Genomic DNA, 19,588 nt, shown 5'->3' with positions numbered 1-19,588 from the left:
CCATACTTGGAGTATAGATTTCGTAACAGATGTTTTGGAGAATAAAAGACGTTTTAGAGCATTTAATGTCATCGATGATTATAACAGAGAGGTACTTCATATTGAAATTGATTTTTCATTGACAAGCAACCGAGTTGTATGGGTACTCAATCACCTGATCAATAAAAAAGGAAAACCTAAAAAGATCAGAATGAACAATGGCCCTGAATTCATCGCCAACATAGCCAGTGTCTGGAGTGAGATGCACGAGATAGAGTTTAAATATATACAGCCTGGAAAACCTACTCAAAATGCTTTTGTAGAGCGGTTCAATGGTTCCTACAGAAGAGGTGTCCTAAATAAATACATTTTTGAAAATATAGATCAAGTAAGGGAACAGACGCAGGTATGGATGGAAGATTATAACCATCATAGACCACACGATTCTTTGGGTAAAATACCACCTGTAGAATATGCGAAAAGGCAACATGCCGCTGCCGCGGGGCTCATTTTAAAATAAATTGGCTTTTAATGAAAAACATGAACAGAAAGCCAATTCGTTTTAAAACGGAAAAAACTATATATTTGGATTAACAAACAGTTCTAAACTGGGGAAGCCTACAACCACATCCTTGAATTACACCTTTTTATTTTTCAATGCTTGAGTCTAAAATCGGTTTATTTTTTGAGAGTAGAGTATATAAACACATGGTTCCATATAATACTATTATAAAAAACAAAAGCCCTTACATTTCTGTAAAGGCTTTCCCTGTTTGGCTCCTCCTCTTAGGCTCGAACTAAGGACCCTCTGATTAACAGTCAGATGCTCTAACCAACTGAGCTAAGGAGGAGTGTTGTCGCTTTTGCGAGCGCAAATATATATATTATATTAGATATTACAAAACAAGATTTGACTTATTTTGTAAAATATTTCGATTTTCTATTTTACTCGAAAATGGCCTTGTATATATCATTACCATTAGCAAACAACACTAACGATATAAGTAATATGAAACCAATGAGTTGCGCATATTCCATGAATTTATCGCCTGGTTTTCTACCTGAAACTATTTCATATAATAAAAACATAACGTGACCACCATCTAAAGCTGGAATTGGCATTAAATTTAAAACACCAAGCATTATTGATAAGAATGCTGTAATTTCCCAGAAAGCTCTCCAGTCCCATGACGGTGGAAACATATTTCCAATAGCAGCAAAACCACCAACTGAAGCAGCACCTTTTTTGGTAAATATATACTTAAACTGACCTAAATAATCTTTAATTTTCCAGTAACCTACCGATGCACCTTTAGTAATACTTTCACCAAAGGAATAATCTTTATGCCTAACCTTAATATAGTCCAAATCCGTATTTTCAGTTAAAACACCCAAAGTAAAATCAGGATTAGGTGTCACCTTTAAAACTTTGTTTTCTCCATCACGTTTTACTACCAAATCAATAACATCTCCACTTTTATTCTTTAGCATGTAAGTCAGATCCGATAGGTAATTAACCTCAGTACCATTAATATATAACAGCTTATCACTTACTAAAAGACCTGCTTTGTCTGCTGGAGATCCAGGCACAATAGAATCTAATTTAAATGGTACACGGAATGTCATAGCTGGCAAATCACCCGCTTCAAACAACTGCGTTCCTATATCTTCAGGAATGGTTAAATTTTCCGTAACACCAGATTCTCTTTCAACTACTATAGTATCAACATTTCTAAAAAGTAAATAGGTGTTAATATCGGCCATTTCGTGAAATGGTGTTCCATCTACGGAAACAATTCTATCACCTTGCTGAAAACCATGTTTTTCCATAGTTTTTGTTACACCAAATCCGTATTTTATATCTTCCTTGTTAGCATAATCTGTTCCCCAAACAAATAAAATCATCATATAGATAACAAAACCTAAAATAAAGTTCACCGTTACACCACCAAGCATAATTACTAAACGTTGCCATGATGGTTTGGATCTAAATTCCCATGGTTTAGCTGGTAGCGCCATTTGCTCCTTATCCATACTTTCATCAATCATTCCGGCAATTTTTACGTAACCACCTAATGGTAACCAACCGATTCCATATACGGTATCGCCAATTTTTTTCTTGAATAATGAAAACTTAATATCAAAAAACAAATAAAATTTTTCTACTCGGGTTCCAAATAATTTTGCCGGAATAAAATGGCCTAATTCATGGAGAACGATAAGAATAGACAGACTTAAAAATAATTGTGCTGCCTTTATTAAAATTACGGTCATATGGGTTTCTTCTTTTATAGCGCACAAAAGTAGTCTTTTAACACCGTTTAGAAAACTATAACGTGTTTATTGCTATTTTTTTAATACAATTTTGTTAATTATTCCACTGGTTGATTCAAACTTAACAAAGAATATGCCAGATGAATAGCTCGAAAAATCTAAACGCGATTTCCAAGAACCAATATGAAGAAGTTGCCCTAAAGCATTGTAAATTTTCACTTGATTTATCTCTAAACTTTCTGGCTTTTGAATATTGACAATATTAGTTGTCGGATTCGGATGCAAGTATAAACTGGCTTCTAAATTCAAGTTTTCCGTCGATAAAGCTACCGAGTTATTTCTAGAAATCAAATCACTTTCAGGATCAAAAATCACATTAACAACCGTGAAATTTACCGTTTCTATAAAATTCTGATTGTTGCTACTATTATCTAAAACTACATCTTTTATTTCACCGTTACTACCAATAAGTCTAATAGGAACAGATGCTTCAAAAAAGGAAACAGATGAATGACTTTGCATTTGCGATAAATTAATAAACACTGAATTTGAAGACGGCTGGTTCCAGGTTACCGAATAACTAGGGTAGCCTTCATTGTAAATCCAATCATTAAAAAATTCGGTTAAACTTTCTCCTGATGATGTTTCAACAACATTTATAAAATCGATCGTTTTAGCATAACCATATGTATGATTGGGATGATTCAAATAATCCTTCATAGCTTTAAAAAATGGCGCATCTCCCAGTCTTTTTCGGAGCATATGAATTGACATAGCAGCTTTTTTATAGCTTAAACGACTATTAAAAATTCGATTAACACTTGTGGTATCCGAATCCGTTAAATACACCGAACCTCCAGGCTGTGAAGTAATATTATTAATAAGCTGTTGTTTAAATGTCGTAAAACTTGCTATACCATCTGTATTTTCTATGAATAATCCAGGTAAATACGTTGCAAACCCTTCACTTAACCAAATATCTTTCCAACTTCCAGCCGTTACTTTATTACCAAACCATTGATGCGCCAATTCGTGAGCAATTAAATTTTCACCAAAACTACCCATAAACGAAACGGTAGTGTGTTCCATACCACCGCCCCAACCAAATTGTGCGTGGCCATATTTTTCATCGGCATACGGATATGAATCAAAAAGCGTAGAAAACAAATTAATCATATCCACTGTAATGGGAGTTCTAGACTGAGCATAAGCCAAATTCTCTGGGTACACATAGTTTACAACATCGAATAGATTGCCATTATTATCGACTTCATCCGTGTACACGCTATAGTTGGTTGCGGCAATAGCAATTAAATATGCTGGAATAGGGTATTTATGTTTAAATCGAGTGGTCTTAAAATTACCAGAAATAGTTTGACTTAATTCTAATCCGTTAGAAACAGACACATAATCTTCGTTATTAGGTGTAAAACGTGGTGTGGTTATATGCACATCTATGGAATCAATTTTATCAATTAAATCCTGCTTGCATGGCCACCAACCTTTGGCACCATAAGGTTCTGAAAGTGTCCAAATAATTGGTGTCCCATTATGCGAACTTTGTTCAAAAGATCCAAAACCAGAGCTTACTGGATTTCCAGAATAAGCCATTGTAAGGGAATCTAATACACCTGCACTTTGAATTTGAGGCAAATAAACTATCACCTCATCATCAGAATTATGTGTGAAATTTAAAACGTTTCCACGTTGTGTAACTTGCGAAACCGTCATATTATCAGTCAATTCAAAAGTGACTTGTGAAAGCGGCTCTTTAGCTTCAAAATACGTAGTAACATTTCCTGAAATAAAGGCGACACCTGGATCCACTGATAAGTCCAATCGGTGGTACTTAATATCGTAATCACCCGTATTTATACTAAATCGGGCCTCCATTTTTTTCATAGCCATTTTAGCTTCAGCTTCTTGATTTTTATTGAAAGGTTTTTGATAATCTTGCGCCATAAAGGGTGTCGATATCAAAAATAATAGGATGAGAGAATACGGTTTCATACAGGTTTTTTTATAACGATAAAATAATGCTTGTTAAAAATACCGTTTTAATCTCCATTCTATTGTAATTTTGCACCAGAAATATTATATATACACGCTCTAAATATTCCAATTATGTTGTCATTTTTCAAAGACTACAAGTATTTTGCCATTGCTTTTTCAATTATCTGTATCATCATTATGGCTTTTATTTATAACATATTAAATGTTGAAAAACCCTTGCCAATTTATCAACCTACCATGGTAGCCACTGAATTGGTAGACAGCACACTTCAATACAAGAAAAAATATCATAAAATTGCCGATTTCAGTTTAACCAATCAAAATGGTAAAACCATAACCCAAGCTGATTATAAAGATAAAATTTATGTAGCTGATTTCTTTTTTACGACCTGCCAAACCATTTGCCCAATTATGACGGATCATATGGTTTATATCCAAAAAGAACTGAAAAACGATCCGGATATCCTCTTACTATCTCATACCGTAACACCAGATATTGATTCTGTAGCGCAATTAAAAAAATATGCTGTTGAAAAAGGTGTTGACGATGCGCGTTGGAATTTAGTAACTGGTGAGAAAAAACAAATTTACGATTTGGCTAGAAAAAGCTATTTAGCTGTAAAAGATGTTATAGGTTTTGATCCTTATGATATGATTCATACCGAAAACTTCATGCTTATTGATAAAGAACGGCAAATTCGCGGTTTTTATGATGGTACCGATCCCGAAGAAATTGAACGCTTAATTACTGATATCCATAAATTAAAGAAAGATTCCAAATAGTTTTTATAGGTACAATTTTTTTACCCTAAAATTTTATATTATTTTTGCTTCTTTAAAATCAATCTAAATAAGCTTACTGGTGACTTTAGCAGAAATAAAACGAGGAGAAAAAGGAATTATAGTCGATGTTTCGTCTATACACATACCATTGAAACTCCTAGAAATGGGCTGTCTTCCAGGAAACAGCGTCGAATTGGTTCAAATGGCACCGTTTGCAGATCCCATGTATTTAAATATAAATGGAAGTCATTTAGCTATCCGTAAGGAAACGGCCATACACATTCAAATAGAAATTTCTAAATGAGCAAACAAATCAACGTTGCCTTAATTGGAAACCCCAATACAGGAAAAACCTCTGTTTTTAATGCCTTAACCGGTTTAAACCAGAAAGTTGGTAACTATCCAGGCATTACGGTTGAAAAAAAAGAAGGTATTTGCAAACTTCCACGTGGTGTAAAAGCCCATATTATAGATTTACCTGGAACTTATAGTCTAAACGCATCATCACTTGATGAAAACGTTGTTATAGAGTTACTTCTTAATAAAAATGATAAAGATTTCCCTGATGTTGCCGTCGTAGTTTGCGATGTAGAAAATATTAAGCGAAACTTGTTGCTTTTTACCCAAATTAAAGATCTTCAAATCCCAACTATTCTCGCCATTAATATGGCCGATAGAATGGCTTACAAAGGGATTAGCCTAGATGTTGAGTATTTAGAAGAACATCTAGGTACAAAAATAGCATTGATTAGTACCCGAAAAAAAACAGGTATTACAGAACTTAAAGAGTTAATTGCTAATTATAGAGAGTTATCAAATGAGCCTTGTTTGAGTGCTTCTGAAATTGATAAACCATATTTTGATAATCTGCAAAAAGCGTTTCCCAATCAGCTCCTATACAAGCTCTGGCTTGTTATAACGCAAGATGTAAATTTTGGCAAAATAGATAGAAATGCCATTGATGCCGTTGCGGATTTTAAAACCAAATCCAACACCGATTTAAAGCGTTTACAACAAAAAGAAACTATAAAGCGCTATCAGTTTATTAATAATGTCCTGAAAGAAGGACAAACTATAGATTTAAGTACTGCCAAAGATTTACGCATAAAATTAGACCGTATTTTAACCCATAAAGTTTGGGGTTATGTTATTTTTGGCCTGATACTTTTAACCATTTTCCAAGCCATTTACGATTGGTCGAGCATACCAATGGATTTTATTGATAGCTCCTTTGCATCATTAAGCGAATGGACAAAAAATGCAATGCCTGCAGGAACATTCACGAATTTACTTTCCGAAGGTATTATTCCTGGAATTGGTGGTATTGTTATTTTCATTCCACAAATTGCTTTCTTGTTTCTATTTATTTCTGTGTTAGAAGAAAGCGGTTATATGAGTCGTGTCGTCTTTTTAATGGACCGTGTAATGCGCCGTTTTGGATTAAGCGGAAAAAGTGTCGTTCCTTTAATTTCTGGTACTGCTTGTGCTATTCCAGCTATTATGGCGACCAGGAATATTGAAAGTTGGAAAGAACGTTTAATAACTATTCTAGTTACACCCTTTACAACCTGTTCGGCAAGATTACCTGTTTATCTTATTATTATTGCATTGGTAATTCCAGAAGGTCGCTTTCTAGGCTTAAGCTATCAAGCGTTAACCTTAATGTTACTTTATTTAATAGGTTTTGGAGCAGCAGTTGGCTCTGCTTGGCTTTTAAACAAGATTCTCAATATAAAGAGTAAAACGTTTTTTGTGGTAGAAATGCCCAATTACAAATTACCACTTTTTAAAAATGTTGTAATCACAGTTATAGAAAAAACAAAAGCCTTTGTATTTGGTGCTGGTAAAATTATTCTAGCTATTTCTATTGTATTATGGTTTTTAGCATCTTATGGTCCCGGTGAGGATTTTAATAATGCCGAAGCCATCATTGCAGAACAATACGCGAATCAAGACGTAACTGAAGAGGATTTAGATCACCATATTGACTCTTATAAACTAGAACATTCTTATATTGGTATAACTGGTCGTGCTATTGAACCAGCTATTCGTCCGTTGGGTTACGATTGGAAAATTGGTATTGCCTTGATTAGCTCATTTGCAGCTCGTGAAGTTTTTGTAGGAACTTTAGCCACCATTTACAACGTAGGAAGCGACGAAGAGGAAACCATAAAAAACCGCATGGCTGGTGAAGTAAACCCCGTTTTAGGCGGACCGTTATTTAATTTTGCTTCCGGTATTTCACTTATGCTGTTTTATGCATTTGCAATGCAATGTATGAGTACGCTAGCTATTGTTAAAAAAGAAACCAACAGTTGGAAATGGCCAACTTACCAATTAGTAATTATGACGGCCTTTGCCTACGTAGTGGCGCTTATTGCCTACCAATTATTAAAGTAAATTTATCATATTATGGGTCCACTCATTCAAAATATTATAGCGTTTACTGTATTAGGGCTTGCCATACTATTCCTAATTAGGAAATTTATTTGGAAACCCAAGAAGAGTAATTCTAAAAATTGTGGTGGCGACGATGGTTGCGGCTGCCACTAATTTGCATCGGTAAACTGCAAATAATAATCCGTTGTATCAATTTTCTTATCTACTTCAGGAGCAGGCATCACATTGTATAAATAAAGCGTTAATTTATCTTCAATACTTAAAGCTTTGCGCTCTTGAACCGTGTAATTTGTTGGTGGAAAATTAAAGGTTTCTGTAGTTAATAAATTGTTGTTTTTATAAATCTCGACTTCAATAACAACTTCACCCGCCCAAACACAAGTAACACCATTAGGACATCTAGAATCCGAAATAAGCTCGCTAAACTTCAAATTATAATCACCTATAGTAACCATATCTTGATACTGGAGTTTTTTAAGAACTATCGGCGGCGTGACATTTTTATTCTCTTGTGAAAAACCTATGTAGCCAATCATTAAACATATTAAGACAAGCTTCCTTTTTAGCATAGATTTCAGATTTTAGGTAACAAACTTTCCCGTCTATTATATTTTATATTTTTTTTAAATATAAATTTTTGGCCACACTTTGCGAAACCGTCAATAGTTTTCCATTAGCTTTAATGCTAATAGATTTATCGAACGGTTCAATATGCATCACTTCAATAATTGCACCTAAACCAATATCATTATTATTCAAATATTGTAAAAACTCTGACGAACTATCATTCACACCCAAACAGCTGTATTTCATATTGATCTGTGCTTGCGATAATAAGGTTTTTTCAACTAAAGTCATTTCACCATCCTTATTAGGAATCGGATCGCCATGTGGATCATGCGTTGGATGACCTAAAAACGCATCCAATTCATCAATCAGTTTTTTCGATTTTATATGCTCTAACTCTTCAGCAAGCTCATGAACTTCATCCCAAGTAAAATTGAGTTTTTCAACTAAAAAAACTTCCCAAAGACGATGTTTTCTTATAATATTAACCGCAATCTTTTTACCGGATTCTGTTAAAGAAACACCTTTATACTTTTTATAATTGGCATAATCTTTTTCAGCCAATTTTCGAATCATATCTGTTGCTGAAGAAGCTTTAGTGTTCATTGCCTCTGCCAAAGCATTGGTATTCACCATTTCATGACCTTGCTTTCCTAAATGATAAATAGCCTTGATGTAATTCTCTTCTGTTAACGTAATCATAAACATATATTATATAACAAATATACATTTTTAATATTCTTAAGTATATTTTTAGACCAACCTAAACCATGGTTCACCTTTAAAAAAACCATTATAAATATTTATCTGACAATGTTCCTGTTTTGTTGTGCTTTAAAAGCTTTACCAAAAACCTCTACTGGTATATTAAAAACAACGCCTAGATTAAAAATCCACTTTTCGTAATTTAAACTCGTACAATATTTGGGAATCAAGTCTAGACGAATATTCATTCTTTGGTATTCAATACAAGTTACATTAAAACCTAATTTTTTTAGTATCTTCGCAACTATAATTTAGACTTATGAAAAAAATAGTTTATGCACTTATAATTATCGGTTTCGCATGGAGTTGTAAAGATGCAGACCAAACCGATGGTACTTTAAAAGTCGTTACCACAACCACAATGATTACCGATCTAGTTGAAAATATCGGTGGTGAATATATTGAAGTAAAAGGCTTAATGGGAAGTGGTGTAGACCCACATTTATATAAAGCCAGCGAAGGCGATGTTAACAAATTAGCGCATGCCCATGTTATTTTTTACGGCGGATTGCACTTGGAAGGAAAACTCGTTGAAGTTTTCGAGAAAATGGCAAGCCAGAACCTTAAAACCATCCCTGTTTCTGATGCTTTAGACGAAAAAACATTGATTGGATCCGAATTTTTTGCCTCGAACTACGATCCACATATCTGGTTTGATGTGAATAACTGGGAATTAATAACGCAATTTGTAGTTGACAAACTATCTGAAGCCAAACCAGAGCACAAAGCTGCTTTTGAAAAGAACGGTCTTGAATATATGGCTAAATTAAAAACCTTAAATGAAAATATAAAAAATACAATTAGCACTCTTCCTGCAGAAAAACGCATACTTGTTACAGCACACGATGCTTTTAGTTACTTTGGACAAGCTTACGGATTTGAAGTCGTAGGACTTCAAGGACTATCAACAGCAACAGAAGCTGGTGTTCAAGATGTTCAAAAATTAGCTACCTTTATAATAGACAAGCAAGTAAAAGCCATATTTATTGAAAGCTCGGTACCTAAACGTACCATTGAAGCACTTCAAGCCGCTGTCCAATCTAAAGGATTTGATGTTCAAATTGGTGGAACATTATATTCCGATGCTCTTGGAAATGCGGGAACGGTAGAAGGCACTTATATAGGCATGTTTACGTATAATGTGAATACGATTGTAAATGCTTTGAAGTAACCAAATTCCTGCCTGTCGGAAGTCAAGCGAAAGCAGGAAACCGAGGATTAAGCGTAGCTAATCTAATCATCCCTTAAATTGATAATCTAATGCAATTAGTTAAAGCTATTCAAGTTTTCTGTTAAATACCATATAAGATCTCACAGGTTTTTAAAACCTGTGAGATCTGAAAGTGCCAACATCAAAATATAAAACCAGAACCAAAAACAACAAAGGTGAGCGAAATTAAAACTCAAAAAGAGAAACCTGTCATTGCCGTTCAAGTAGACGATTTAACCGTTGCCTACAATTACAAACCTGTACTTTGGGACATTGATTTAGAAATCCCTGAAGGTGTTCTTATGGCAATTGTTGGTCCTAATGGTGCTGGAAAATCCACTCTTATTAAAGCTATACTAGGAATTTTAAAACCTATTGCTGGAAGTGTTAGTATTTATGGCAAGCCTTACAGTAAACAGCGAGATTTGGTAGCTTATGTACCACAAAAAGGAAGTGTAGATTGGGATTTCCCTACCACCGCTCTAGATGTCGTTATGATGGGAACCTACGGAAGCTTGGGTTGGATAAAACGTCCAGGACAAAAAGAGAAGAAAGCATCATTAGAAGCTTTGGAGAAAGTTGGGATGTTATCTTTCAAAAACCGACAGATTAGTCAGTTATCCGGAGGTCAGCAACAACGTATTTTCCTAGCACGCGCATTGGTTCAAGACGCCTCTATTTATTTTATGGATGAACCTTTTCAAGGTGTAGATGCTACCACAGAAATTGCCATTATAAATATTCTAAAAGCCTTACGTAAAGCCAATAAAACCGTCATTGTTGTGCATCACGATTTGCAAACTGTGCCTGAATATTTTGATTGGGTAACTTTTTTAAACGTGAAAAAAATTGCTACAGGACCGGTTAAAGATATTTTTAACGATGATAATTTGACAAAAACTTATGGTATTAATTATAAAGTCAGTATTCAGAAATAAAAAAAATACTAATCTCTAAACACTACACGTCATAAACTTTTTCGAATACATAGACCTCCTCATTAACGATTACACGTTGCGTACTATTACGCTAGGCACCGCCATTCTTGGTGCTGTTACTGGTATGCTTGGTAGTTTTGCCGTTTTGAGAAAACAGAGTTTGTTGGGCGATGCTATTTCGCATGCAGCCTTACCTGGAATTGCCATTGCATTTTTGTTAACTGGCGCAAAAGACAGCAATACGTTATTACTCGGTGCTTTAATTAGTGGTTTAATTGGTACGTTTTGGATTCGCGGTATTGTTTCTAAAACACACTTAAAATCGGATACTGCTTTAGGATTAATTTTGTCTTTATTTTTCGGATTTGGAATGCTATTATTAACGTTCATTCAGAAACAACCAAATGCCAATCAAGCAGGATTAGATAAATATTTATTTGGTCAAGCGGCAACGTTAGTTGAAAGTGATGTTTGGCTAATGGCAATCGTAACCGGACTTTGTTTAACCGTACTATTACTATTCTGGAAGGAATTTAAAATTCTCTTATTCGATAAGGACTATGCACACACAATAGGATTCAACACCAAAGCCATTGATATTCTTATTACGTCGTTTATCGTATTAGCCATCGTTTTAGGCCTACAAACTGTGGGAGTTGTACTAATGAGTGCTATGCTTTTAGCACCTGCCGCTGCAGCGCGCCAATGGACGAACAGTCTAGGAACCATGGTTTTTTTAGCGGCTGTTTTCGGTGCATTTTTTGGCGTTTTTGGAACAGCTATTAGTGCGAGTCAAAATAACCTATCTACAGGTCCAGTTATTGTTTTGGTCGCTACTGTATTTGTATTGTTTTCGTTTATATTTTCACCAAGCCGTGGTTTGCTTTTTAGGCAAATCCGATTTATTAAAAATCGTCGTGATTTAGAACTCCATAAAACGCTGGCCTTTATGTTTCATATTGCAGAAACACATGATGATATTTCTCATCCACATACCGTTAAAATATTAAATAACTTTCAAGGATATACGCGTGGAACGCTTCAAAAACTAGTCGATAAAAATTACGTAACCCTGGAAGGAAACATGTGGAGTTTAACACCAGAAGGTTTTGAAAGAGCTTCCAATTTGTACAACCAACAAACAAATAAAAATGAGTAGCGCGCAACTAGAAATACAGCTTATTGCCAGTTTGGTAGCCTTGGCTTGCGCTATTCCAGGTACTTTTTTAGTGCTGCGAAAAATGGCTATGATTAGCGACGCCATAAGTCATTCTATTTTACCTGGTTTAGTAGTTGGTTTTTTTATAACACAAGATTTAAATTCACCTTTGCTTATTCTTTTAGCTGCATTAACAGGTGTTATTACGGTTGTTTTAGTAGAGCAAATTCAGAAAACAGGCTTGGTAAAAGAAGATACAGCCATCGGACTCGTTTTCCCAGCTTTGTTTAGTATTGGCGTAATTATGATTGCCAAAAACGCCAATGATATCCATTTGGATGTGGATGCTGTTTTATTAGGTGAATTGGCTTTTGCGCCTTTTGATAGACTTACTATTTCCGGTGTAGATGTGGGCCCTAAATCCTTGTGGGTTATTGGAACTATTCTAACAATTACTATCGGATTATTAATCGCCTTTTTTAAAGAACTTAAAATTAGCACATTCGATGCTGGATTAGCCGCATCTTTAGGGTTTTCGCCTGTAGCCATTCACTACGGATTAATGACGGTTGCATCGGTAACCACAGTTGGTGCTTTCGATGCTGTTGGTGCTATATTAGTCGTTGCACTAATGATTGCCCCTGCTGCCGCTGCCTATTTATTGACAACCGATTTAAAGAAAATGCTCGCTTTAGCCATGTTTTTCGGTGTACTTAGTGCCATTTCGGGTTATTGGTTCGCGCATTGGTTAGATGCTTCCATTGCTGGTTCCATAACAACGATGCTAGGTTTAATATTTTTAATAATCTATTTATTTGCCCCGAGTAAAGGTTTAATTGCCGTGATGTATCGTGAGAAACAACAAAAAGTTGAAGTTTCACTAATCACTTTTTTACTGCATTTAAAGAATCATACCGAAGCAAGCGAACGCCATGTGAATCACTTAACAGAACATATTAATTGGCAGAAAATTCGTGCGAAAACGGTTTTAGATTTAGCGCTTAAAAATAACATGATTACAGTCGACAATAAGCAGCTGGTTTCTTTAACGGATAAAGGTGAAGATTTCACATCCTTAGCAATCGATTATATTATAACCAATGAAGATGCACAAATTGAAGATATGAAAGATGATTTCTTCCTATTTAGAGGTTAACAATATTTATTGCTTTTCTAATTCTCTGGAAACAAGCCATTCCCCAAACCGTGTAAAAACCCTGTTGGAATATATCGAATTGATCTCGTGCTGAGTCGTGCTTGACTAATATTTAAATCTCTAGTGAATTTTGAATCACAAATCACTTTCTATAGTTGAAAAATGATTAAGATTAATAAAAGAAGATGTTATAAATTAATTAACTTTAGATCAATATGTTACAAAAAATAACATCATTTCTATAAAATTGAAGAGATTGAAAAATTAAGTAAAGTAAATCTTGCATTTTAATTCAGTATCATTATATTTGTAACCATGTATAAGGTTGTGTAATATGGTTATTAAAGATTACTATTCTATTTCAGAGGTTTCAGAAATTCTTGGAAATAGTACAGAAACATTAAGACGTTGGGACAATTCGGGTAAGCTCCCTGCTGCTCGTGAACCTATAAGCGACTATAGAATTTACAAAAAAGAGCAACTTGAATTGTTTCCTAGATTCAATGAGTATATCAATGGAAATAACTTTCAAGGAAATTTTACAGAGCCAAATAACTCATATTCAGTTTTAGAATTATTTGCAGGTGCAGGCGGACTAGCTTTAGGTCTTGAAAAAGCAGGTCTAAAATGTGTTGCTTTAAACGAGATTGATAAATGGGCTTGTGGAACTTTACGAAAAAACAGACCCAAATGGAATGTTCTAGAAGGGGATATTCAAAATTTCAGTTTTTCAGAATACACCAATAAAGTCGATATTGTTACAGGTGGATTTCCTTGTCAGGCTTTCAGCTATGCCGGAAAAAAATTAGGTTTGAATGATACGCGAGGCACTTTGTTTTATGAATTTGCTCGCGCTGTAAATGAAGTAAAACCAAAAATTTGTCTGGGCGAAAATGTAAAAGGTTTATTAAGTCATGAGAAAGGTAAGACGCTGGAAGGCATGATCTCTGTCTTAGACGAAATAGGCTATAATGTAGTAACACCTGTTCAAGTTTTAAAGGCTATTAATTATAATGTTCCACAAAAAAGAGAACGAATTATTCTAATAGGTGTTCGAAAAGATATTGATTTGAAATACAAATATCCGTTGCCTTATGAAACTATTTACAATTTAACCGATGCTCTTAAAAAAGGTGATTTATTTGATTGTAATGTACCCAAATCGGAAGGATCTAAATACCCACAACACAAGAAAAATGTTTTAGATTTAGTACCGCCAAAAGGATATTGGAGAGACTTACCATTAGACATTCAGAAAGAATACATGCAGAAAAGCTTTTATTTAGGTGGCGGAAAAACAGGTATGGCTAGACGTATTGGTTGGGATGAACCATGTTTAACATTAACTTGTAGTCCAGCGCAAAAACAAACAGAACGTTGCCATCCTGAAGAAACAAGACCATTTACCGTTAGAGAATATGCAAGAATTCAAACCTTTCCAGATGATTGGAGTTTTCATGGATCTGTTAGTCAACAATACAAACAAATAGGAAATGCTGTTCCTGTAAATTTAGCCAAAGAAATAGGGTATTCTCTAATAGCTTTTTTGAATAAATATTATGAAAAATCGAATAAATCTGAAGCTTCAACTTCTATAGCTAGCGCCATATAACCGCGTTTAAAAAAATCTTCAGTTTCTAAAGTAAGAATTAGCTTATCTAAATCCTCAACTAATTTATTATAAAAGTCTGGATACCCAGTTATTCGATGCCAAAACTCTTTGCCAATAATAACTGGATGTTTTTCATCAATTCTTCTATAATGTTGACTTAATTGTGAACTTTCGCCATAAAGCACACCTAAAATCAAATCATTATTATTTAAGTTCATAGCATTTGTTCTTGCCAAATTAGCAACTGTTGAAAATTTCTTTAATAGAGGATTCACATCTTCCGAGTTAATTGTGTTGGGCCCCGATTTTAATTGACACCATTTTTTTCGGTTATCAATTTTATCGATAAACTCAATATCCATTCCTTTAATTAACGATCCGTTTGCTAATTCTAATTCGACAAACATATTTTGAATTCTAGTTCCAAAAGAAGTGTTAATCGAAGTCCCTAAAACCCTCGGATAATAAAGTGCTTTTGCAATACCCAAAGGTGTAAAATCGTCTTCAAGAATTTTAGATAAATACTTAACAAGTATGGGATTTATCTTATATGATTTTAATTTTGAATGATCTTTAAGAACATTCTTTTTATGATTTTCAAATATTTTATCCCTAAAATAATCTCTAACAATATTTAATAGCTCTAATTCACTCATAAACTATGTATAAAAATTCAAGATAATAAAATTATTCCTATTTAAAGTAATCACTAAAAACCACGCTCTTTCTGCAATTGCTCATAAGCACCTTGGACTTGTCTGAATTTTTCTTCGGCGCCTTTTTGGTGTTCTGCTCCTAAATGTATGACACGGTCTGGATGATATTTTTTTGCCATTTTTCGGTGAGCAGCCTTAATTTCAGCAACAGTAGCCGATTTTTCAATCTCTAGAATAATATACGCATTATCACTACTGTTATAAAACATAGCTTTAATACTTTCATAATCAATAGAACGAATACCTAAATAACCGGAAATTGTATGAATTTTATTAACTTCAGCTTCCGAAACATGACCGTCGGCATTGGCTATCCCGAAGAGAAAATGCAATAATTGCAAGCGCGATGGATGATCCATCATTTGCCTAATTTGTAAACAAACTTGTTGCACCGGAATTTCCTGCTTATTAATATTTTTAAACAACTGAAACGCATGATTAGCACGTTCCTTTCCATACATATGAGCAAACTGTTGACGCACAAAATCCAATTCTCGTTGATCTTGCTTACCATCAGCTTTAATAACAATGGATGCCAATACCAACAAACTCACTTCAAAATCACCTGAACGTGTTTGCTGCCTTGTCGCGCTTGTTCGGTACGCGCTTCTTTGTTGTCCTTGTTTAAAAACAGGCTCTACATCTTTTCTATCCGAAAGTGCATCTACTACTCCACCTAAAGCCATACCAATTATGGCACCAATTGGACCTCCAAACGACCAGCCTAAAGCGGCTCCTATCCATTTTGAAAAACTCATCTAATCTTCAATTTTATTATTGTACAAACCTTCTAGTTAAAAATAAGTAGCTGAAATATACAGAAGGTTTTTAAATTCTGAATTATTACACTATAAATTTTGCGTAAATATACTATTTGTTAGTAGATTGCTTACGGCATTTGTTACACAATTGGTATCTTTGTACTTTAATATTTATTAATCATATAAAATCGAATATATATGTATCCAGCAGAATTAGTAAAACCAATGCGCGAAGATTTAACCAAATTAGGTTTTGAAGAATTACATACTGCCGAGGCTGTGGATGCAGCTTTAGCAAAAGAAGGCACTACTTTACTTGTTGTGAATTCAGTTTGTGGTTGTGCAGCAGCAAATGCACGTCCAGGTGCAAGAATGAGTTTAGAAAACAGTAAAAAACCAGATAATATTGTTACGGTTTTTGCAGGTGTTGATAAAGATGCCGTTAACAAAGCACGTGAGCACATGGTACCATTTCCTCCAAGTTCTCCTTGTATGGCTTTATTTAAAGATGGTGAATTAGTACACATGCTTGAACGCCACCATATTGAAGGTCGTCCAGCCGAGATAATTGCTGAAAACTTAAAAGATGCTTACAACCAAAATTGTTAAGCCAATTTTTTAAATAAAATAAGAGTCAGATGAAACCACGATTATGTCGTGGTTTTTTTTGTGACTGAATTTCTTTTAATTTAGTTTTGTAAATAAACCATGTCTTTTTTATGGAAAAATTAGTCGCTTATATTCTAACTAGCATTTATGCCGTTTTCTTTTTGTTAACGCTAATTGTTTTTCATCCCATACAATGGTTCTGTTTTAATGTTTTAGGCTATCAAGCTCATAAAATAAGTACGGATTGGCTGCAGTTTTTTATCATGCGTTCCACTAATATCTTAGGAACGCGATACACATTTATAGACAACCAAGATATACCAACAGACGCCCCTTTAATAATTGTAGCAAACCATCAAAGCATGTATGATATTTCGCCTATAACATGGCACATGCGTAAACACCATCCCAAATTTATTAGCAAGAAAGAATTAGGCAAAGGTATCCCGAGTGTATCATATAATTTACGTCATGGCGGATCGGTATTGATAGATAGAAAAAACCCAAGACAGGCGTTTCCAGCAATTATGAAGTTTGGTGAATATATAGAAGAAACCAAACGTGCAGCCGTAATTTTCCCGGAGGGCACGCGTAGTAAAGATGGCTTACCCAAACCATTTCAGACAAAAGGCTTGGAGATTTTGTTTAAAAAAATCCCTTCAGCAGTGATTGTACCTATCACTATTAACAATTCTTGGAAGTTGTTAAAATATGGAAAATTTCCTATGGGAATAGGAAATCATATGAAATTAACTGTTCATAAACCTCTCAAATTAGCTACCTTTGAGGATAAAGCGAAGTTAATTGCGCAAATAGAAACCACAATTTCTTCTGCTATAGAAGTTTAAAATTAAAAAACCAACTTTTATGTCTTTAAAAAACATACGTCTGGAAGTCATGCAACATCTTGAAAAAGATGTGGATTCCCTTATTGAAAAATATTTGATTCCTATAGACACTATCTGGCAACCATCCGATTTTTTACCAGATTCCGAAAGTAGCAACTTTTTGGAAGAGGTTAAAGAAATCCGTGAACTGTCTAAAGAATTACCATATGATTTTTGGGTAGTTCTAGTAGGTGATATGATTACGGAAGAAGCTTTACCAACCTACGAATCATGGTTAATGGATGTAGAAGGTGTAGATCAAGTAGGTAGAAATTCTTGGGGAAAATGGGTTCGTCATTGGACCGCTGAAGAAAACCGCCATGGTGATGTGCTCAATAAATATTTATATTTATCTGGCAGAGTGAACATGAAAGAAATTGAAATAACAACCCAGCACCTTATTGCTGATGGTTTTGATATTGGAACCGATCGGGATCCTTATAAAAACTTTTTATATACGAGTTTTCAGGAACTAGCTACTTACATTTCACATAATCGCGTAGCTAAATTAGCTAAAGACCGCGGTAACAAGCGACTTTCTAAAATGTGTAAAATTATTTCTGGTGATGAAATGCGTCACCACCATGCCTACTGCGAATTTGTAGAGCGCATTTTTGCTGTGGATCCAAATCAGATGATGATTGCGTTTCAGCAGATGATGAAATTAAAAATTACAATGCCTGCACATTTCTTAAGAGAATCTGGCCATAGAATGGGAACCGCTTTTGAAGAGTTTTCAAACACGGCTCAACGAATTGGTGTCTATACGTCTGCTGATTATGTTAGTATTCTTGAAAAACTATTAGTCCGTTGGGAAATTGATAAAATTACCAACCTTTCTGATGAAGCTGAAAAAGCAAGAGATTATCTCATGAAATTACCAGCGCGCCTAACACGTTTGTCTGGCCGAATGAAGATTCCAGAAGACTCTTACCAATTTAAATGGGTAGAACCTGCTAGATTAAAATAAACGATAAATTGATATAATTCCTTTCACTAACCTGAAGGGAATTTTTATTTCCAGAAACCTATGACCGATCAACAAACCATAAATAACACCATTACTTTTGTAAAAAGAGAACTGAAAAATGCCGAAGGTGGCCATGATTGGTTTCATATAGAACGCGTATATAAGAATGCGCTGCTCATCTCCAAAAACGAACAAGTTGACACTTTAGTGGTGGCTTTAGGCGCTTTGCTGCATGATATTGCTGACAGTAAATTCCATAATGGAGACGAAACTATTGGTCCAAAAATGTCTAGAGCATTTCTATTAAAAGAAAATGTCGATTCCAAAAACATTGAACACGTAGTGAAAATTATTGAAAACATTTCTTACAGCTCGTCTTTAGACCCATCCAAGTCATTTACCTCGCCGGAATTAGATGTTGTTCAAGATGCCGACCGATTGGATGCTTTAGGCGCTGTTGGTATTGCCAGAACCTTTAATTACGGCGGCTTTAAAAATCGGGTGCTATACGATCCAGAAATTAAACCTGATTTAAATATGGATAAGGAGACCTATAAAAAAACGGATACGCCGACCATCAATCATTTTTATGAGAAGTTACTACTACTAAAAGATAAAATGAATACAAAAACAGGAAAGCAAATTGCTGAACAACGCCATAAGTTTATGGAAGAATTTTTGGATCAATTTAATGCCGAATGGGAAGGAAAAAGATAAAATCTACTCTTTAATAAACCTTAATTATTTCACATAAAAAAACCTGAAAGCATACAAAAGCTTTCAGGTTTT

General features: G+C 34.6%; 20 protein-coding genes and 1 tRNA gene. 14 read left to right on the top strand and 7 right to left on the bottom strand.

The window, feature by feature from the left end:
- Window positions 1–499: integrase core domain-containing protein (locus BZARG_RS06360; protein WP_040288080.1), on the top strand; the 499-nt coding region annotated here is incomplete at its 5' end.
- 254 nt (window positions 500–753) lie between these two features.
- Here the strand turns inward: BZARG_RS06360 and BZARG_RS06355 are convergent.
- The 3 genes from BZARG_RS06355 to BZARG_RS06345 form a co-directional block, all read right to left on the bottom strand.
- Window positions 754–830: transfer RNA gene (locus tag BZARG_RS06355), tRNA-Asn, on the bottom strand.
- A gap of 94 nt (window positions 831–924) precedes the next feature.
- Complete coding sequence (gene rseP, locus BZARG_RS06350; RefSeq protein ID WP_040288079.1) at window positions 925–2,253, bottom strand: RIP metalloprotease RseP; 1,329 nt, start codon at window positions 2,251–2,253, stop codon at window positions 925–927.
- A 72-nt stretch (window positions 2,254–2,325) separates the two neighbouring features.
- The gene (locus tag BZARG_RS06345; RefSeq protein ID WP_008636527.1) at window positions 2,326–4,263 is read right to left on the bottom strand and encodes a M1 family aminopeptidase; all 1,938 of its coding nucleotides are present in this window, start codon (window positions 4,261–4,263) and stop codon (window positions 2,326–2,328) included.
- A 114-nt stretch (window positions 4,264–4,377) separates the two neighbouring features.
- Between BZARG_RS06345 and BZARG_RS06340 the strand changes: the two genes are divergently transcribed.
- The 4 genes from BZARG_RS06340 to BZARG_RS15465 all read left to right on the top strand — a co-directional run bounded on the left by BZARG_RS06340 (window position 4,378) and on the right by BZARG_RS15465 (window position 7,602).
- Entirely contained in the window at window positions 4,378–5,049 is a 672-nt protein-coding gene (locus BZARG_RS06340; RefSeq protein WP_008636536.1) for an SCO family protein, read from the top strand.
- Between the two features lie 79 nt (window positions 5,050–5,128).
- Complete coding sequence (locus BZARG_RS06335; protein ID WP_192807233.1) at window positions 5,129–5,353, top strand: FeoA family protein; 225 nt, start codon at window positions 5,129–5,131, stop codon at window positions 5,351–5,353.
- Window positions 5,350–7,449, top strand: a complete 2,100-nt coding sequence (gene feoB / locus BZARG_RS06330; RefSeq protein WP_008636530.1) for a ferrous iron transport protein B — start codon at window positions 5,350–5,352, stop codon at window positions 7,447–7,449. Before BZARG_RS06335 ends, feoB begins: the two co-directional genes overlap by 4 nt.
- Before the next feature lie 12 nt (window positions 7,450–7,461).
- The gene (locus BZARG_RS15465; protein ID WP_008636528.1) at window positions 7,462–7,602 is read left to right on the top strand and encodes a FeoB-associated Cys-rich membrane protein; all 141 of its coding nucleotides are present in this window, start codon (window positions 7,462–7,464) and stop codon (window positions 7,600–7,602) included.
- Here the strand turns inward: BZARG_RS15465 and BZARG_RS15195 are convergent.
- Both BZARG_RS15195 and BZARG_RS06320 read right to left on the bottom strand, forming a co-directional pair.
- On the bottom strand, window positions 7,599–7,985 hold the full coding sequence (locus tag BZARG_RS15195) for a hypothetical protein (protein WP_008636538.1): 387 nt from the start codon (window positions 7,983–7,985) through the stop codon (window positions 7,599–7,601). The two genes, BZARG_RS15465 and BZARG_RS15195, sit on opposite strands and share 4 nt — an antisense overlap.
- A gap of 76 nt (window positions 7,986–8,061) precedes the next feature.
- Window positions 8,062–8,718, bottom strand: coding sequence for a metal-dependent transcriptional regulator (locus BZARG_RS06320; protein WP_008636541.1), 657 nt, complete (start codon window positions 8,716–8,718; stop codon window positions 8,062–8,064).
- 322 nt (window positions 8,719–9,040) lie between these two features.
- Here BZARG_RS06320 and BZARG_RS06315 point away from each other — a divergent pair, with 322 nt between their 5' ends.
- The 5 genes from BZARG_RS06315 (at window position 9,041) to dcm (ending at window position 14,856) form a co-directional block, all read left to right on the top strand.
- Window positions 9,041–9,952, top strand: a complete 912-nt coding sequence (locus BZARG_RS06315; RefSeq protein ID WP_008636542.1) for a metal ABC transporter solute-binding protein, Zn/Mn family — start codon at window positions 9,041–9,043, stop codon at window positions 9,950–9,952.
- Window positions 9,953–10,167: 215 nt separating this feature from the next.
- A complete protein-coding gene (locus BZARG_RS06310; protein WP_008636534.1) occupies window positions 10,168–10,929 on the top strand; it encodes a metal ABC transporter ATP-binding protein in 762 nt (253 codons plus the stop codon).
- 76 nt (window positions 10,930–11,005) lie between these two features.
- Window positions 11,006–12,088: a metal ABC transporter permease gene (locus tag BZARG_RS06305; protein WP_008636537.1), complete on the top strand. Its 1,083-nt coding sequence runs from the start codon at window positions 11,006–11,008 to the stop codon at window positions 12,086–12,088.
- Window positions 12,081–13,244, top strand: coding sequence for a metal ABC transporter permease (locus BZARG_RS06300; RefSeq protein WP_008636535.1), 1,164 nt, complete (start codon window positions 12,081–12,083; stop codon window positions 13,242–13,244). The genes BZARG_RS06305 and BZARG_RS06300 overlap by 8 nt, the downstream gene beginning before the upstream one ends.
- 334 nt (window positions 13,245–13,578) lie before the next feature.
- Window positions 13,579–14,856, top strand: a complete 1,278-nt coding sequence (dcm, locus tag BZARG_RS06295; RefSeq protein WP_008636563.1) for a DNA (cytosine-5-)-methyltransferase — start codon at window positions 13,579–13,581, stop codon at window positions 14,854–14,856.
- Here dcm and BZARG_RS06290 read toward each other — a convergent pair.
- Window positions 14,802–15,512, bottom strand: coding sequence for a PmeII family type II restriction endonuclease (locus BZARG_RS06290; protein ID WP_040288076.1), 711 nt, complete (start codon window positions 15,510–15,512; stop codon window positions 14,802–14,804). The two genes, dcm and BZARG_RS06290, sit on opposite strands and share 55 nt — an antisense overlap.
- Window positions 15,513–15,565: 53 nt before the next feature.
- Window positions 15,566–16,330, bottom strand: coding sequence for a TerB family tellurite resistance protein (locus BZARG_RS06285; protein WP_008636539.1), 765 nt, complete (start codon window positions 16,328–16,330; stop codon window positions 15,566–15,568).
- A gap of 201 nt (window positions 16,331–16,531) precedes the next feature.
- Between BZARG_RS06285 and BZARG_RS06280 the strand changes: the two genes are divergently transcribed.
- The 4 genes from BZARG_RS06280 to BZARG_RS06265 all read left to right on the top strand — a co-directional run bounded on the left by BZARG_RS06280 (window position 16,532) and on the right by BZARG_RS06265 (window position 19,516).
- Window positions 16,532–16,942, top strand: a complete 411-nt coding sequence (locus BZARG_RS06280) for a BrxA/BrxB family bacilliredoxin (protein WP_008636526.1) — start codon at window positions 16,532–16,534, stop codon at window positions 16,940–16,942.
- A gap of 110 nt (window positions 16,943–17,052) precedes the next feature.
- Window positions 17,053–17,790, top strand: a complete 738-nt coding sequence (locus BZARG_RS06275; RefSeq protein ID WP_008636531.1) for a lysophospholipid acyltransferase family protein — start codon at window positions 17,053–17,055, stop codon at window positions 17,788–17,790.
- 19 nt (window positions 17,791–17,809) lie between these two features.
- Window positions 17,810–18,799 carry an acyl-ACP desaturase gene (locus BZARG_RS06270; RefSeq protein ID WP_008636564.1) on the top strand — a complete coding sequence of 330 codons (990 nt, stop codon included), beginning with the start codon at window positions 17,810–17,812 and terminating at the stop codon, window positions 18,797–18,799.
- Window positions 18,800–18,859: 60 nt separating this feature from the next.
- Window positions 18,860–19,516, top strand: coding sequence for an HD domain-containing protein (locus tag BZARG_RS06265; RefSeq protein ID WP_008636540.1), 657 nt, complete (start codon window positions 18,860–18,862; stop codon window positions 19,514–19,516).
- The last annotated feature ends 72 nt before the right edge of the window (window positions 19,517–19,588 follow it).

It is taken from the genome of Bizionia argentinensis JUB59 (genome assembly GCF_000224335.1).
Lineage (GTDB): Bacteria > Bacteroidota > Bacteroidia > Flavobacteriales > Flavobacteriaceae > Algorimicrobium > Algorimicrobium argentinense.
Note: the sequence above shows the minus strand (reverse complement) of the source record. Positions and strands in the feature narration are given on the sequence as shown.